Here is a 15,989-nt window from a genome sequence, read left to right as displayed (position 1 = left end):
TATTTAAATATATTGAAGGTTGGTATAACAGAAAAAGGATACACTCTTCTATTAATTACATGACTCCAGATCAATGTGAATTATTAGCTAGAAGTGCAGCATGAAAAAGTTTGACTTTTTGTGTCCAAAATATTGACATAAGACCAGTACATGGAAAGAGTTTAATATGAATTATGCTAAGTTCTTTAGAACTTAGCATATTTTTTAAAGGATGTGATTACATGAGTATTCAACAGAAAAAACTTTCAAATCTTTATAGTATGGTAAAGAATATGGAAAAATCATCAGATGAAGGTAGTAAAAAAATATTAGAAGGAATCTTAGATTTAATAAAGGATTTATATGATGAAATTGAAAAACTTCAAATAAATCAAGAGACTATGGAAGAAAATCTAGAATTAATAGATAAGGACATAGCAGGAATTCAAGATGATATTTTTGAAGAAGTAACTATAGACGAATTAGATGCTTTAGACGATAGCAAAGATGAATATGTTGAAATAAAGTGTGATAAATGTAATAAGGAAATCTATATAGAGAAATCTGTATTAGATAAAAAGGAAAATATACCTTGCCCTTATTGTGATAATATAATAATCGTTTAATTAAAAATTATTTTTTATAAAATATAGTTTTTAATTATGATTTAAAACCAATTTTTCAATTAATTTAAATTGAAAAATTGGTTTTTTTTATTTTCAGTAATATTTTTTCTTTAAGATTAATATGAATTATACAAAAGAAAAACTATAGGATGATAAAAAGGGGAGGGGATTATGAAAAATTTACAAAACTTATTGTTAGAACATATTAATGAAAAAATTAATAGTTTAAAGGATTTAGACAAGCTTCAAGAAATCAGATTAAAAATAGAAAAACCTATTATAGTTAATATAGGGAATAAAGAATATATATTAAATTATATTATTACAAGAGAGGATATAAAAAAGGTTTTACAAAGAATGAGTAACTATTCTATTTATGCCTTTGAAGAAGAATTTAAACAAGGATATATAACAATTAAAGGAGGACATAGAGTAGGTATATCTGGAGAATGTGTATTTGATAAAGGAAAAATAAAAACTATAAAAAATATATATTCCTTAAATATTAGGGTGGCAAGGGAAATAAAAGGTTGTGGAAATAAAATTATTTTTAATATAGCTAATAAAGATAAAATATATAATACATTAATAATCTCTCCACCTAAATGTGGAAAAACTACGTTAATTAGAGATTTAGCAAGATTAATATCTAATGGAAATTACGGAAGTAACATTTCAGGGAAAAAGGTATCAATTGTTGATGAGAGAAGTGAAATAGCAGCCTGCTATCACGGTGTTCCTCAAATGGATGTAGGAATAAGAAGTGATGTTTATGATAATTGTATTAAATCAGAAGGAATAATGATGGCAATCAGAAGCTTATCTCCAGAAGTTATAATATGCGATGAAATTGGTAGTGTAAGAGATATAGAGGCAGTAATATCAGCATTTAATTCTGGAGTTAAACTTATTACAACAATTCATGGAAATAATATAAAGGATATTTATAATAGAAAAATCTTAAAAGAGCTTATAGAAAATAAAATATTAGAAAAGGTTATAGTTTTAAGCAATTCAAAAGGAATAGGAACAGTTGAAAGCATATATGATTTAACAAAGGAAGGAGAATATAATGATTAAATATGTATTTTTAGCACTTATATTTATTTTAACAACTTATATAGGATCTATATATGGAAGTACTTTTAAAAAAAGGCTTGTTCAATTAAAGAATTTAGAAGACTCTTTAATGACTTTAGAGCATCAAATAACTTACGTAATGACTCCTCTTCCAGATGGAATAAAATATATTGCTGAAAAATCTAAAAAGCCATTACAAGACTATTATATGGAAGTTTATAAAATTATAGAAAGTGGTAGAGCAGACTCACCTTATGAAGCTTTTGTTACTGCTTATGATAAAGAGAAAAATAATTTAAATTTAAAGGAAGAAGATATGGAGATTGTTTTCGATTTTGGTAAAAATTTAGGACAAACTTCTGTAGAGGGACAGCAAAAAATATTTACTTTAATCTTAGAAAGAATAAAAAAACAGATTAAGTTTAAAGAAGAGGAATGTGTAAAAAATGAAAAGCTTTATAAATACTTAGGTGTTTGTTCTGGAATAATGATCGTTATCTTTTTAATTTAGGAGGATTTTTATGTTTGATTTTTCACTTTTATTTAAAATAGCAGGAGCTGGAATAATACTAGTTATAATAGATAAAGTTTTAAAAAGCAGTGGCAAAGATGATATTGCAACTATTGCAAATATTGCAGGAGTAGTAATTATTTTAATGATGGTAATAAACCTAATAGTACAACTTTTTGACTCTGTTAAAACTATGTTTATGCTTTAGGAGGAGTTATGCTTATTGTTAAAATAGTTTCCTTTTGCTTAATTGCATTGTTTTTGTACATGCTTTTAAAGGATTTAAAATCTAATATCGCTCTTTTTATACTAGTATCTACTGGAATAATAGTATTTTTAATAATGGTTCCTTATATAAATGAACTTATTGGATTTATAAAGACCATAGCAGAGAAAGCGAATATTGATATTTTTTATATAGGAATAGTTTTAAAAATTTTAGCTATATCTTATCTTACATCCTTTTGTAGTGAACTTTGTAAAGATTCAGGAGCAGGTAGTATTGCATCTAAAGTAGAGTTTTCAGGGAAAATACTTATTTTACTATTAGCAGTGCCTATTTTAATGGCTGTTTTAAACACTATTTTGAAGATATTGTAGGTGAATTTAATGAAAAAATTAAATATTATAATGGTTACCTTAACTATATTTTTATTTATCTTTTCAATAGAAGTACAAGCTCAAGATAATATGAAAAATGCTGATATTTCTGAGATAAATAATAACCCTAAAATTCTTAAGTTTTATGATTATATTAATAATCTTGAAAGCGACACTGAAATTTTAAATGATTTAAATTTAAAAGAGTATATAAAGCATTATATGGAAACAGGAGAAGAAAACCTATCTTTTAAATCTTTAACAAAAATAGTTGGAACATATTTTATAAAAGAAGTGAGAGTTACCTTAAAACTTATGATTTCTTTAATAGTTTTAGCAATAATCAGTGCCATGATTAGAAATCTTCAGGATTCTTTTTCAAATGATAATATATCTAATGTGGCATTTTATGCCTGCTTTGCTGTGATGATAATGCTTTTAAGTAGAAGTTTTTTAATTTCATTAGATCTTGCAAAGGAGACTATTCAAGGATTAGCAGATTTTATGATTGTATTGCTCCCAGTTTTAACTCTTCTTTTATCTACAGCAGGAGGGATAACCCAAGCAGCTTCAATGGATCCTATAGTTTTAGGCTCTGTAATTTTAACTCCGAGGATATATATAGATATAATAATTCCTTTAATCCTTATGGGATTTGTTTTAGTATTTGTAAATAATTTAAGTAATGATCATAAAATTAATAATATATGTAAGATGTTTAAACAGATAGTAATGTGGCTTCAAGGAATTATAATAACAATTTTTATAGCTATCTTAAGTATTAGGGGAATATCTGCAAATACAATAGATGCAGTAGCTTTAAAAACAGCAAAATTTGCAGTAGATAATTTTGTACCTATTGTTGGTAAAGCTTTTTCTGATGCTATAACTACAATGGCAGGGTATTCTTTGGTTCTAAAAAATGCAGTAAGTACTGTAGGGCTTATAGTAATTATAGTTTTAGTTTTATTTCCAATATTAAAAATGATTTTGATGATATTCACCTATAAATTGTCTGCTGCATTAGTTGAACCTATTGCAGATAAAAGAATAGTAAGTTGTATAGAATTTGCCTCAGAATCTTTAACTTTAGTTATGGCAACTATGTTAAGTCTTTCTGTGATGTTTTTTATAATGATTGCAATAATGGCAAATTCAGGGCGATTTATAGTTGGAGGTTAATATGGACTATTTAAAGAATTGGGTAATAACTCTTTGTGCCACTTTAATATTTATAAGTTCAATAGAACTTATAATTCCTAATGGGAGTATAAAAAAGTATGTAAAATTTATTTTAGGATTAATTTTAATGGCAGTAATTTTAAATCCTATAGTTCAGATTTTAACTGGAGATAAGAAGGATTTTCATAGCTCTGTAAAAAATTATGTAGAGGCTTTTGAAAATGATAATTTAAATTTTCAAAATAATAATATTGAAACAAATGAAATATTTATAGACAAACTTGAATATAGTTGTAATAAGATGTTAATTGAAAATTATCCAAACTTTAAATTTACTACTAAAATAAAAGGAAATATTGATATGGACAAACTACAATTAGACTTTAAAGAAGTAAATATAACCTATGATAGTAAAGATTTTGGAGTAGCGGAGAAGATTCAAATTAACGTTTCAAATAACAAAAAAGGTACTGATGAAGATAAGATTACAAAAGATATAAAGTGCTTTGTTGCTAATCAATTAAAAGTTAATGAAGAGAAGATAAATGTAGTAAGGAGGAGTTTTTAGGATCCATGAAAAAAGATTTCTTTGAAAAATTTAAAAAGAAAAGTGACAAAGAAAAAATATCAATGCTAATACTTATATGCTTAATTTTTTTATTCGGGTATATCATTATAGGTTTTCTTGGTGGAGAAAAAAAGGAAGTAGAAACTTATAAAGAAGCTAAGGAAACAGTAAATAGTGATGAAGTCAAAAAAATGGAAATATCAGAATATGAAGAGCAACAAAGAATTAATTTAAAAAACATATTAAACAAAATAAATGGCGTTGGTGACGTAGATGTAATGATTACCTTTGAAAGTGATGAAACCAAAGTGCCTGCAATGGATACAAACAAACAAACTAATACTACAGAGGAAAAAGACAAAGAAGGAGGTGAAAGAGTAACTAATCAAGAAAATGATGGAAGCAAAGTAGTAATTACAACTAGTGGAAATGGAAACGAGCCTTTGATACTTAAAACATATAAACCTAAAGTAGTTGGTGTTGTTGTTGTTGCAAAAGGGGCAGAAGATAGTAAAACAAAATATGAAATATCAAAAGCTGTTTCTAATTTATATAATATTTCTTCAAATAAAGTAAATGTATATCCAATGAAAAAATAAATAAATTAAATTTTAGGAGGTTATCTTATGAATAGAAAACAAGCAGGTATAATTTTAACTTTAATAGCACTTATAGTGTGTGTAGGTATTTTAGCAACAAGAGTTAATGGAAAGCTAGAGGATGCTGGAAGCTTAACATTAAATACTTTCCCAAATGATTCAGAAGATGCAAAAAGCAATGAAAAGAAAGAAAATGGCAAAGATTATTTCTACGAATCAAGAAATGAAAGAGAACAAACAGATGCTCAAACTATGCAATCTTATAAATCTGTAATAGAAGATTCAAATACAACTAAGGAACAAAAAGAAGAAACAACTAAAAAGCTTAATGACTTAGTAACAGGTAGAAACTATGAAACAAGAATAGAGCTTAGCCTAAAGAGTAAGGGTTTTGATGATGCTTTATGTTTAATTGGTGGAGATAAGGTAAGAGTTATAGTAAAAGCTGATGAACAATTAACTGAAAAGCAAACTATACAAATCCAAGAATCTGTTTATGCTGTAGCTAAGACAAAGGATGTAATTATTGAAGTAAAACAATAATAATTGTAATGAAAAGATTTCTTTGATATAATAATCATATGATTAGAAAGTTTTGATTAACGAAACTATGGAGGTGTACGGTATGGAAGGTATAGATAACGGAAATAGCATAGGTGTTGTTAGAATATCAGATGAAGTAGTTAGTGTAATAGCTGAAATAGCAGCATCTGAAATAGATGGTATTGTTGAAATATATTCTGGGGTATCTGGAGGTTTAACTCATATATTAACAGGTAAAAAAGCATCAGGGAAATCAGTTAAGGTAACAGTAGAAAATGAAGATGCTGTTATTGATATGAATTTAGGTGTAAAATATGGAATAAAGATCCCAGAAATAGTAGCTCAAGTTCAAGAAAATGTAAAAAGAACTGTAGAAGCTATGACAGGACTTAAAGTTTCTTCTGTAAATATATATATTCAAAATCTTATATTACCTAAAAAAGAAGAAAAAGTAGAAGTAAAAGAATAAAAATTTCACCCCCTAATTTTAGGGGGTGTTTTTTATAGGAACTTTTTATAAGATATGTTTTTAAATTAGATATTTAGTTTAAAAAATATATCTTATTTTTTTATTTGTGGTAATATATAGAATATATTTATATAAAAGTATTAAATATTTATAATTTGTAGAAAAAAATTATATGAAAGTAAAATAATATACTTAAAATGTAATTAAATTTATTTGCACTAATATATTATAAAATGTTACTATTTATAAAGAAAGAACTAGAAATAAATAAATCTTTTTATATTGTTACAGTAAGTTTATAACTTTTAAAAATAAGTTTTAAAAAAAGCTAAAAATGGCTTAAAATCACAGATTGTTGTCATTTTTAAATCTTTATGATACTATCTAATATGGCAATAATCATTTTATTATATGAAATTATATTAAAGGTTTATAGACCAAAAATAAAGACAATAATATTTAATAAAAAGACTTAGGAGGAAAAGATGAATAGAGCAAGATCAAGAGAGGAAGCAATAAAATTAATATATCAAATGGAGATAACAAAAGATACTCCAGAGGTTGTTATAGAGGATTTTATAGAAAATTATGAAGCTAAATTACATACAATAGACTTAGAATATATTAAGGAAGTAATAAACGGAGTATATTCTAAAAAAGAAGAATTAGATGAGGAATTAGAGAAGAATTTAGTTAACTGGAAACTTAACAGAATATCAAAGGTTAACTTATCTATCTTAAGAGTTGCTTTATATGAGATGAAATATATTGATGATGTTCCAGAAAAGGTTGCAATAAATGAAGCTATAGAAATGGCTAAAAAGTATTCAGATGATAAATCAGTATCATTTATAAATGGAGTACTAGATAAAATATTTAAAACAAGCAAATAACAAGGGGGATACTATGGGCGTTATTATAGATTGTAAAACTTTAGCTAAAAATATAAAGGAAGATACTAAAAACCAAATAAAAAACATTACTTCAAATGGAATTAGCCTTACTGTAGCTTCGATTTTAGTTGGTGAAGATAATGGATCTATATATTATCAAAATAGTCAAGAGAAGTTAGCAAGAGAACTTGGAATTAATTTTAACAAAATGATTCTTAAAGAAGAAACTACAGAAGAACAATTATTAGAGATAATTGAAAGTTTAAATAGTGATGATAATACCCATGGTATAATGATATTATTACCTTTACCAAAACATATTTCAGAAGAAAAGATAACAAACTCTATAGATTTTAATAAGGATATAGATTGTATTTCTGATTTATCAATGGGAAAATTTTACAAGGGACAAAATAGTTTTATTCCTTGCACTCCAAATAGCATTATAAATATATTAGAAAGTTTAAATTTAGATTTTGAAGGTAAGGAAGCAGTTGTAATAGGAAGAAGTAATATTGTAGGAAAACCTATAGGAGAGCTTCTTCTTAGAAAAAATGCAACTGTAACTATATGTCACTCAAAAACTAAGGATTTAAAAGCTGTATGTAAAAGGGCAGATATATTAGTGGTTGCTATTGGGAAACCTAAATTTATAGATAAGAGTTATATAAAAGATAATGCTATAGTTATAGATGTAGGAACCTCATCATTAAATGGGAAAATTACTGGGGATGTGGACTTAGAAGATGTAATAGATAAAGTAAGCTTTATAACTTCTGTTCCAGGAGGTGTAGGAACTTTAACTACTACTTTACTTTTAAGAAATCTGTGTAAGGTTGTGAAGTGATATGGTAATTAAAACATTAACTGTTTCTGAAATAAATAATTACTTAAAAAAAATTATAGATAATGATTTTATATTAAACAATTTATCTATTAAAGGGGAAATTTCTAATTTAAAATTTCATAGCAGTGGGCATATATATTTTTCGTTAAAGGATAAAGATTCAAAGATAAACTGCATCATGTTTAAAAGTGATGCAGTAAACTTATCTTTAGACTTAGAAAATGGTATGAGTGTTATTGCAAAATGTAGGTTATCTATTTATATTAAAGATGGTAGTTATCAGCTTTATTGTAGAGAAATTGAAGAAGATGGTCTTGGAGATTTACATATTCAATTTGAAAGATTAAAAAATCAATTATATCTTGAAGGGCTCTTTGAAGAAGAGCATAAAAAAGATATACCAGATTTTGTGAACACTGTAGGAGTTGTAACTTCACAAACTGGAGCAGCTTTTCAGGATATAAAAAGGGTTATAAAGAGAAGAAATAACTTTGTTAATATTTTTTTATATCCAGCTAAAGTTCAAGGAGAAGGTGCTTCAAAATCCATAATAGATGGCATAAAGTATTTTAATAAAAATAAAAACGTAGATGTGATAATTATTGGAAGAGGAGGAGGAGCTATTGAAGAGCTATGGGCTTTTAATGATAAAGATTTAGCTTATGAAATTTTTAAATCTAAAATTCCTATAATCTCTGCAGTAGGCCATGAAATTGATTATACTATCTCCGACTTTGTATGTGATGTTAGAGCTGCTACACCTTCAATGGCTGGAGAATTAGCAGTACCTAAAATAGATGATATTATAAAAAAACTTTATGATTATTTTGATATATTAAATCAAAATATTGAATTTAATATTGAAAGAAATTTTTATCTTTTAGATAATTTTAAAAAGACTATTGAAAAACATAATCCAGATAAGATTATTAAAGGAAAAATGGAAAGAGCTAAAGAACTTGAAAAAAACTTATATAATTCAATTTTAAGAAAATTAAAAAGAGAAACTAATCATGTTAAAAATTTAAATGAGCTTTTAAAAGCATATAATCCATTAAATGTGTTGAATAAAGGCTATACAGTTGTAAAAGATGAAGAAAATACATTAATAAATTCTATAAAGAAAATTGACCTAGAAAAAGAATATAAAGTTATTTTTAAAGATGGTACTTTAAAATGTAATTTTAAAACTTTGAGATGAGGTGTTCATTATGGCTAGAAAAAAAGAAAGTTATAGTGATTTAGTAAATAAATTAGAAGATCTTATAAATAATTTAGAGAATGAAGATTTGGATTTAGAGGATTCTATGAAAAGTTATGAAGATGGAGTAAGCTTAATAAATAAGATTTATAAGATGCTAAAGGAATATGAAGGAAAAATAGAGATAATAAATACTAATATAGAAAAAGAACTAAAGGAGTAGTTATGGTTAGCGAAGATTTAAAAAGTAAAATTGATAACTATTTATTAAATTACTTTTCTTACAAAGAAGGATATAATAAAATTATATATGATGCCATGAGCTATAGTTTAAATGTAGGAGGAAAAAGGATAAGACCTATACTTTTACTATTAACTTATAAAATGTACAAAGAAGATATAGATGCTGCTATGCCTTTTGCAGCTGCTCTTGAAATGATTCATACATATTCTTTAATACATGATGATCTTCCAGCGATGGATAATGATGATTTAAGAAGAGGAAAGCCAACAAATCATAAGGTGTTTGGAGAAGCTATTGCAATCTTAGCTGGAGATGGCCTTTTAAATGAAGCTATGACTCTTATGTTAAAATCTTCAAAAAGATTTGGAGAAAATGGAGTAGATGCAGCTTTAGAAATAAGTAGATCATCAGGTGTTGAAGGAATGATTGGCGGTCAGGTAGTTGATATAATAAATGAAAACAAAAAAATAACTTTAGATGAATTAAAATATATGCATTTGAAAAAAACAGGAGAACTTATTAAAACTTCAATATTAGCAGGAGCAATTTTAGGAAATGCACCTAAAAAAGATATTGATATTTTAGAAAAGTTTGGATATAACCTTGGTTTAGTATTTCAAATAAAGGATGATATATTAGATGTTACAAGCACTACAGATATATTAGGAAAAAAAATAAAAAGTGATGAGGCTAATAATAAAACTAATTTTATAAGTAAATTTGGATTAGATTTTTGTATAGAAGAATGTGAAAGATTAACTAAAGAAAGTATAGAGTTATTAGATAATCTAACAAAGAAAAGTGAAAATCTAAAGGAATTAGCAATGCTTCTTTTAAAAAGAAAAATGTAAGCTAAAAAGGAAAGATGGTTATGTATAAAATTTTAAGTAGTATATCAGAACCTCATGATGTAAAGAGAATGAATTTTAATGAGTTAAATTCATTATCGAAAGAAATAAGATCTTTTTTAATAGAAAAGGTATCTAAAACGGGAGGTCATTTAGCTTCTAACTTAGGAGTAGTTGAGATTACTTTAAGTTTGTTTAAATCCTTTGATTTAGAAAGGGATAAAATAGTTTGGGATGTAGGACATCAATCTTATATTCATAAAATTTTAACAGGAAGAATGAATGAGTTTGATACCTTAAGACAATATGGCGGATTAAGTGGATTCCCTAAAAGCTGTGAAAGTAAATATGATGCTTTTGAAACAGGGCATAGCAGTACATCTATTTCAGCAGCAGTTGGAATGGCAAGAGCAAGGGATATTTTAAATAAAAATAATCATGTAATCGCTGTTATAGGAGATGGAGCTTTAACTGGAGGTATGGCTTTTGAAGCCTTAAATGATGTTGGATATAATAAAACTAACTTAATTGTAGTTCTTAATGATAATCAAATGTCTATTTCTAATAATGTAGGTGGACTTTCAACTTACTTAAGCAAAATGAGATTAGATCCAGGATATAATAAATTAAAAGAGGATATAAATTCTACCCTTAAACAATCCTCTATGGGTAAAAATATCGCATCATCTATAAGTAAAATCAAAGATAGCATAAAACAATTGGTTGTTCCAAGTATGCTTTTTGAAGACATGGGGTTTAAATACTTAGGACCAATAGATGGTCATAATTTAAAGGATTTAACAGATGTTTTTTCTATGGCTAAAAGAATAAAAGGACCTGTTATAATTCATACAGTTACTCAAAAAGGAAAAGGATATAATTTTGCAGAGAAAAATCCTAATAAATATCATGGTATAGGACCTTTTAATACAAATAATGGAGAAGTATGTGTTTCTTCAACAATTTCAGAGAATTATTCAAAAGCTTTTGGAAAAGCTATAAATAAATTAGCTAAAGAAGATGATAAAATAGTAGCAATAACTGCAGCTATGCCAGATGGTACAGGACTTAAAGATTTTTCTTTGAATTTTCCTAAAAGATTTTTTGATGTAGGAATTGCAGAGCAACATGCAACTACCTTAGCAGCTGGTATGGCAAAGGAAGGTCTAAAGCCTGTTTTTGCAGTATATTCTACTTTCCTTCAAAGAGCTTTTGATCAAATTCTTCATGATATATGTATTCAAAATTTACCAGTGATTTTTGCAATAGATAGAGCTGGAATAGTTGGAGAAGATGGTGAAACGCATCAAGGGATTTTTGATTTATCATATCTTTCATTAATGCCTAATATGACTATTTTAGCTCCGAAAACCACAGAAGAAGTTTATCCAATGATTAAGTGGGCTTTTGATTCTAAGAGTCCTTGTGCTATAAGATATCCAAGAGGAGGATGTGACACATCCTTAAATTTAGAATCTAAGAAAGAATTTAATTATGGTCAATGGGAAACAATTGAGGATGGTAAAGACATTTGTATAATAGCTACAGGGAAAATGGTTGAACATGGTAAATTAGCCTGTGATAAATTGAAAGAAAAAGGTATTAATATAAAATTAGTTAATGCTTGCTTTATAAAACCTATAGATAAAAATTTAATTAAAGATTTAGTAGATAATAATTATAAGATAATAACAATAGAAGATAATATTTTACATGGTGGATTAGGATCCTTAATTTTAGAATATATAAATGAATTAAACTCTAATATAAAAATTATAAATATGGGATATAATGATGAGTTTATACCTCATGGAAAAGTAAATACTTTATATAAAGTTTATAATTTAGATGTAGATTCAATAATAGATAACGTAATGAGTTTAATGTAATTTTAAACCTTGTAAGTATTTTATGACAAAGGAGAGAATTATGGCAGATAAGAAACAACGTCTTGATATATTATTAGTTGAAAAAGGTATATTTACATCTAGAGAAATGGCAAAGGCTAATATAATGGCTGGAAAGATATTTATAGATGATAAGAGAGTAGATAAAGCAGGAGAAAAGGTAAGTATAACAAGTAATATTGAATTTAAAGGAGAAAAGTTACCTTATGTAAGTAGAGGTGGCTTAAAATTAGAAAAAGCTATTAAAGCATTTGATATAGTTTTAAAAGATAAAATATGTATGGATATTGGGGCATCAACTGGTGGTTTTACAGATTGCATGCTACAAAATGAAGCTAAAAAAGTTTACTCAATTGATGTAGGATATGGTCAATTTGCATGGAAGCTTAGAGTAGATCCAAGAGTTGTTTGTCTTGAAAGAACTAATGTTAGATATGTTACAGAGGAACAAGTTCCAGATAAATGTGATTTTGCATCTATAGATGTTTCTTTTATATCTTTAACGAAGGTATTACCAGCAGTAATAAATTTACTCAATGAAAATGGAGAGGTAGTAGCTTTAATAAAACCTCAATTTGAAGCAGGTAGAGAAAAGGTTGGTAAAAAAGGAGTAGTTCGTGACCCTAATACCCATAAAGAAGTTATAGAAAAGATAGTTGAGTTTTTAAAAGAAAACAACTTAAATATATTAGGCTTAAGTTTTTCACCTATAAAAGGACCAGAAGGAAATATTGAATATTTAGTGTATTTTACAAAAAATGTAGAGAAACAAAGTGATTTTTCAAAGGAATTAATTGAGGAAATCGTTAATAATTCACATAAGGATCTTTAGTCGGAGGAGATATGGATAATATAGGACTTTATATAAATCCCATGAAGGATAGACAGGGTACAATAAAAGATAAAGCTATTTTAAAGATAAAAGAGTATTTTCCTAAAGCTTTAGTACATCATATAAAAAATAATTATTGTTCTTATAATATTCCAGAAAACCTTGAAGTGATTATAGTTTTTGGAGGGGATGGTACAATCCTTGGAGTGGCAAGAGATATTTTGCCTAAGATAAAGGCACCAATATTAGGGATAAATATTGGAAATCTAGGTTTTTTAACTAATGTAGATATTAATGAATTAGATATTGCCTTAAAAAAATTAAAAAATCATCAATATAAAGTGTCAAAGAGAATGATGCTTAATTGTGAAGTATTTAATGGGATTGAAGAATATAAAGATAATGCTTTAAATGATATTGTAATATCAAGGGGTACATTATCAAGAATAGCTAAATTTAATATTTATGTAGATGGAGATTTTTATGATGAATTTAAAGGTGATGGAATAATAATATCATCTCCAACAGGTTCTACAGCTTATTCATTTTCTGCAGGAGGTCCTTTAATTCATCCATCCTTAGATACAATATGCATAACACCCATATGCTCTCATTCTCCTAATATGAGACCTATAATTTTACCAGGAACTTCATCTATAAATATTAAGTCTGATTGTGATATGGAAGAATTATATGTAACAATAGATGGTCAAAAATCAATTAAACTTTTTAAAACATATTCATTAAATATAAAAAAATCTAAAGTAAGTTGTAACCTTATACAACTTACAGACTTTAATTATTATAAAGTTCTTAGGAAAAAGATACTAAACAAAAAATAGAATGGTAAGGTGATTTTATTGAAATCAAAAAGGCATTTGAAAATATTAGAGATAATAAATAATATAGAAATTGAAACACAAGAAGAATTAGCAGAAGAGTTAAAAAAAGCAGGTTTTGATGTAACACAGGCCACAGTATCAAGAGATATTAAAACTTTAAAGTTAATAAAGGTTTTAGGTGTTAATGGAAAATATAGATATGCACCAATTCAAACAACAAGTAATGAATTTGTAGATAAGATGGAAAGTATTTTTTCAAATACTGTGTTATCTGTTGAAAAAGTAGACAAAATGGTAGTAATAAAAACAATTTCAGGATCAGCATCAGCAGCTGCTGAAGCTGTTGATATTTTAAATTTTAAAGATATTGCAGGAACTATAGCAGGAGATAATACTATATTTATATTAGTAAGAACGGAAGAAAAGGCAATTGAATTAGTAGAAAAGATGACAACTATGATAAAGTATTAATTTTAATCTGCAAGGTGGGGTATAATGTTATTACAATTAACCATAGAAAATTTTGCGTTAATTAAAAATATCTCTATATCTTTTAATGAAGGCTTTAATATTCTTTCTGGAGAAACTGGAGCAGGAAAGTCAATTTTAATTGATGCCATTGCCTATGTTTTAGGTGGAAAGTTTAATAAAGATTTAATAAGGACAGGAGAAAATAAAACCTTTGTTGAAGCAGTTTTTACTATTGAAAACCAAAAAACAAAGGATATTTTAGAAGAATTAAATATTGAATATGATGATTTAATAATAATAACAAGAGAAACTTATCAAAATGGTAAAAGTATAACGAAGGTTAATAATAAAACAGTTATATTGTCAATAATAAAAAAAATAAGTGATGCAATAATAGATATACATGGTCAACATAATAATCAAAGCCTTTTAAATAAAGGATCACATATACATTATTTAGATAGTTACGGAGATGAAAATCTTTACTCTAAATTAAAAGAGTACAAAAAGATCTATGAAGAAATAAAAAATTTAGATAAAAAAATAGAGGAATTAAGTGGAAAAGAAGATAGAGAAAGAGTATTAGAGTTTTTAAAATTTCAAATAGATGATATAAATGAGGCTAAGCTTAAACTTGGAGAAGAGGAAGAATTAAAGGAAAGATATAATTTACTTTCTAACTCGGAAAAAATAGCAAAAACTTTAAGTTTAACCTGTAGTACATTAAAAGGTTCAATGGAAAATGAGTCTATCTTAGATAAAATTTCTTATATAGCAAGAGAAATTTATACAATAGAAAAGCATTCAGATAAAATAAAGCTATTAAATGAAAGATTAAATGAAATATATTATAGTTTAGAAGATATATCAAGAGAATTTGCGTCTATTAGTGAAGAAATAATTTATGATGAAGAAGAGCTAGAAAATATAAATAGTAGGATATATAAAATTTCATCTTTAAAGAAAAAATATGGAGAGTCTATTGAAAGTATTTTATCTTATAGAGATAAAATATCAAATCAGTATACAGAAATGATAAATGCTGAGTCAATATTAAAGGAATTAAGTATAAAAAAATTAGAGAAAGTTAAGATTTTAAAAGAAATTGGAAATAATATAACTTCTTTAAGGAAAAATATTGCAAAAAAATTAGAAGAAAAAATAATTTATGAATTAAATGAAGTTGGTCTTGAAAAATCTAGATTTATTATAGGGATAAAAGAATTAGAAAATTATAATGACTTAGGATTAGATGATGTGCAATTTACAATATCTACTAACTTAGGAGAGCCATTAAGACCTTTAGATAAAATAGTATCTGGTGGTGAGCTTTCAAGAATAATGTTAGCTTTAAAAATTGCATTTATAGATAAAGATGAAATTCCAACAGTTATATTTGATGAGATAGATACCGGAATTAGTGGTCGAATAGCTCAAGCTGTAGGTGAGAAAATGTATGAACTTTCAATAAGACATCAGGTGTTTTGTATAACTCATTTACCTCAAATAGCAGCACTTTCTGATCATCATTATTTGATTTTTAAAAAGACTTTAGATAACTTAACCTATTCTAATATAGAAAAAGTTGACTTGAAAACAAAAACAGAAGAAATAGCCAAAATGATTGGTGGAGCAGAAGTTACACAAAATACAAAAGCTAATGCTAAAGATATGATTATGTTAGCAGACAAAAAGAAAAAAGATATAATTAAAATATATACATAAATAGAACTAATTTGGAAAAAAT

Annotated in this window: 20 protein-coding genes; all 20 read left to right on the top strand. The window is 26.3% G+C overall.

All coding sequences use genetic code 11. The features are described 5' to 3' along the window. The first annotated feature begins 221 nt into the window (after positions 1–221). The 20 genes from BUA70_RS09555 (at position 222) to recN (ending at position 15,967) form a co-directional block, all read left to right on the top strand. Positions 222–605: a CD1247 N-terminal domain-containing protein gene (locus BUA70_RS09555; protein ID WP_072896748.1), complete on the top strand. Its 384-nt coding sequence runs from the start codon at positions 222–224 to the stop codon at positions 603–605. Between the two features lie 171 nt (positions 606–776). Continuing rightward, the gene (gene spoIIIAA, locus BUA70_RS09550; protein WP_072896746.1) at positions 777–1,685 is read left to right on the top strand and encodes a stage III sporulation protein AA; all 909 of its coding nucleotides are present in this window, start codon (positions 777–779) and stop codon (positions 1,683–1,685) included. After that, on the top strand, positions 1,678–2,196 hold the full coding sequence (spoIIIAB, locus tag BUA70_RS09545) for a stage III sporulation protein SpoIIIAB (RefSeq protein ID WP_072896743.1): 519 nt from the start codon (positions 1,678–1,680) through the stop codon (positions 2,194–2,196). The genes spoIIIAA and spoIIIAB overlap by 8 nt, the downstream gene beginning before the upstream one ends. A 10-nt stretch (positions 2,197–2,206) precedes the next feature. Continuing rightward, positions 2,207–2,404, top strand: coding sequence for a stage III sporulation protein AC (gene spoIIIAC / locus BUA70_RS09540; protein ID WP_072896740.1), 198 nt, complete (start codon positions 2,207–2,209; stop codon positions 2,402–2,404). Between the two features lie 8 nt (positions 2,405–2,412). Further along, on the top strand, positions 2,413–2,796 hold the full coding sequence (spoIIIAD, locus tag BUA70_RS09535; RefSeq protein ID WP_072896738.1) for a stage III sporulation protein AD: 384 nt from the start codon (positions 2,413–2,415) through the stop codon (positions 2,794–2,796). A 9-nt stretch (positions 2,797–2,805) separates the two neighbouring features. Further along, positions 2,806–3,978 carry a stage III sporulation protein AE gene (gene spoIIIAE / locus BUA70_RS09530; RefSeq protein WP_072896736.1) on the top strand — a complete coding sequence of 391 codons (1,173 nt, stop codon included), beginning with the start codon at positions 2,806–2,808 and terminating at the stop codon, positions 3,976–3,978. A 1-nt stretch (position 3,979) separates the two neighbouring features. Continuing rightward, positions 3,980–4,546, top strand: a complete 567-nt coding sequence (spoIIIAF, locus tag BUA70_RS09525; protein ID WP_072896734.1) for a stage III sporulation protein AF — start codon at positions 3,980–3,982, stop codon at positions 4,544–4,546. A gap of 5 nt (positions 4,547–4,551) precedes the next feature. Next, on the top strand, positions 4,552–5,145 hold the full coding sequence (gene spoIIIAG / locus BUA70_RS09520) for a stage III sporulation protein AG (protein WP_072896732.1): 594 nt from the start codon (positions 4,552–4,554) through the stop codon (positions 5,143–5,145). A 27-nt stretch (positions 5,146–5,172) separates the two neighbouring features. After that, complete coding sequence (locus BUA70_RS09515; protein ID WP_072896730.1) at positions 5,173–5,688, top strand: SpoIIIAH-like family protein; 516 nt, start codon at positions 5,173–5,175, stop codon at positions 5,686–5,688. A gap of 82 nt (positions 5,689–5,770) precedes the next feature. Further along, the gene (locus BUA70_RS09510) at positions 5,771–6,157 is read left to right on the top strand and encodes an Asp23/Gls24 family envelope stress response protein (protein ID WP_072896728.1); all 387 of its coding nucleotides are present in this window, start codon (positions 5,771–5,773) and stop codon (positions 6,155–6,157) included. 485 nt (positions 6,158–6,642) lie between these two features. Then, a complete protein-coding gene (gene nusB / locus BUA70_RS09505; protein ID WP_072896726.1) occupies positions 6,643–7,050 on the top strand; it encodes a transcription antitermination factor NusB in 408 nt (135 codons plus the stop codon). Between the two features lie 13 nt (positions 7,051–7,063). After that, positions 7,064–7,897, top strand: coding sequence for a tetrahydrofolate dehydrogenase/cyclohydrolase catalytic domain-containing protein (locus BUA70_RS09500; protein WP_072896725.1), 834 nt, complete (start codon positions 7,064–7,066; stop codon positions 7,895–7,897). 1 nt (position 7,898) lies between these two features. Further along, positions 7,899–9,098, top strand: coding sequence for an exodeoxyribonuclease VII large subunit (gene xseA / locus BUA70_RS09495; protein WP_072896723.1), 1,200 nt, complete (start codon positions 7,899–7,901; stop codon positions 9,096–9,098). Positions 9,099–9,108: 10 nt separating this feature from the next. After that, positions 9,109–9,321 carry an exodeoxyribonuclease VII small subunit gene (gene xseB, locus BUA70_RS09490; RefSeq protein ID WP_072896721.1) on the top strand — a complete coding sequence of 71 codons (213 nt, stop codon included), beginning with the start codon at positions 9,109–9,111 and terminating at the stop codon, positions 9,319–9,321. Positions 9,322–9,323: 2 nt separating this feature from the next. After that, a complete protein-coding gene (locus BUA70_RS09485) occupies positions 9,324–10,193 on the top strand; it encodes a polyprenyl synthetase family protein (protein ID WP_072896719.1) in 870 nt (289 codons plus the stop codon). 20 nt (positions 10,194–10,213) lie between these two features. Then, positions 10,214–12,079 carry a 1-deoxy-D-xylulose-5-phosphate synthase gene (dxs, locus tag BUA70_RS09480; RefSeq protein ID WP_072896716.1) on the top strand — a complete coding sequence of 622 codons (1,866 nt, stop codon included), beginning with the start codon at positions 10,214–10,216 and terminating at the stop codon, positions 12,077–12,079. 40 nt (positions 12,080–12,119) lie between these two features. Next, entirely contained in the window at positions 12,120–12,929 is an 810-nt protein-coding gene (locus tag BUA70_RS09475; protein ID WP_072896713.1) for a TlyA family RNA methyltransferase, read from the top strand. Between the two features lie 11 nt (positions 12,930–12,940). Continuing rightward, on the top strand, positions 12,941–13,771 hold the full coding sequence (locus BUA70_RS09470) for an NAD(+)/NADH kinase (protein WP_072896711.1): 831 nt from the start codon (positions 12,941–12,943) through the stop codon (positions 13,769–13,771). 18 nt (positions 13,772–13,789) lie between these two features. Then, entirely contained in the window at positions 13,790–14,242 is a 453-nt protein-coding gene (locus BUA70_RS09465; RefSeq protein ID WP_072896709.1) for an arginine repressor, read from the top strand. Positions 14,243–14,266: 24 nt separating this feature from the next. Further along, the gene (recN, locus tag BUA70_RS09460; RefSeq protein ID WP_072896707.1) at positions 14,267–15,967 is read left to right on the top strand and encodes a DNA repair protein RecN; all 1,701 of its coding nucleotides are present in this window, start codon (positions 14,267–14,269) and stop codon (positions 15,965–15,967) included. The last annotated feature ends 22 nt before the right edge of the window (positions 15,968–15,989 follow it).

The organism is Clostridium fallax, from assembly GCF_900129365.1.
In the GTDB taxonomy this organism is placed as follows: Bacteria; Bacillota; Clostridia; order Clostridiales; family Clostridiaceae; genus Clostridium_AH; species Clostridium_AH fallax.
This window is presented reverse-complemented; position numbering and strand designations above follow the sequence as displayed.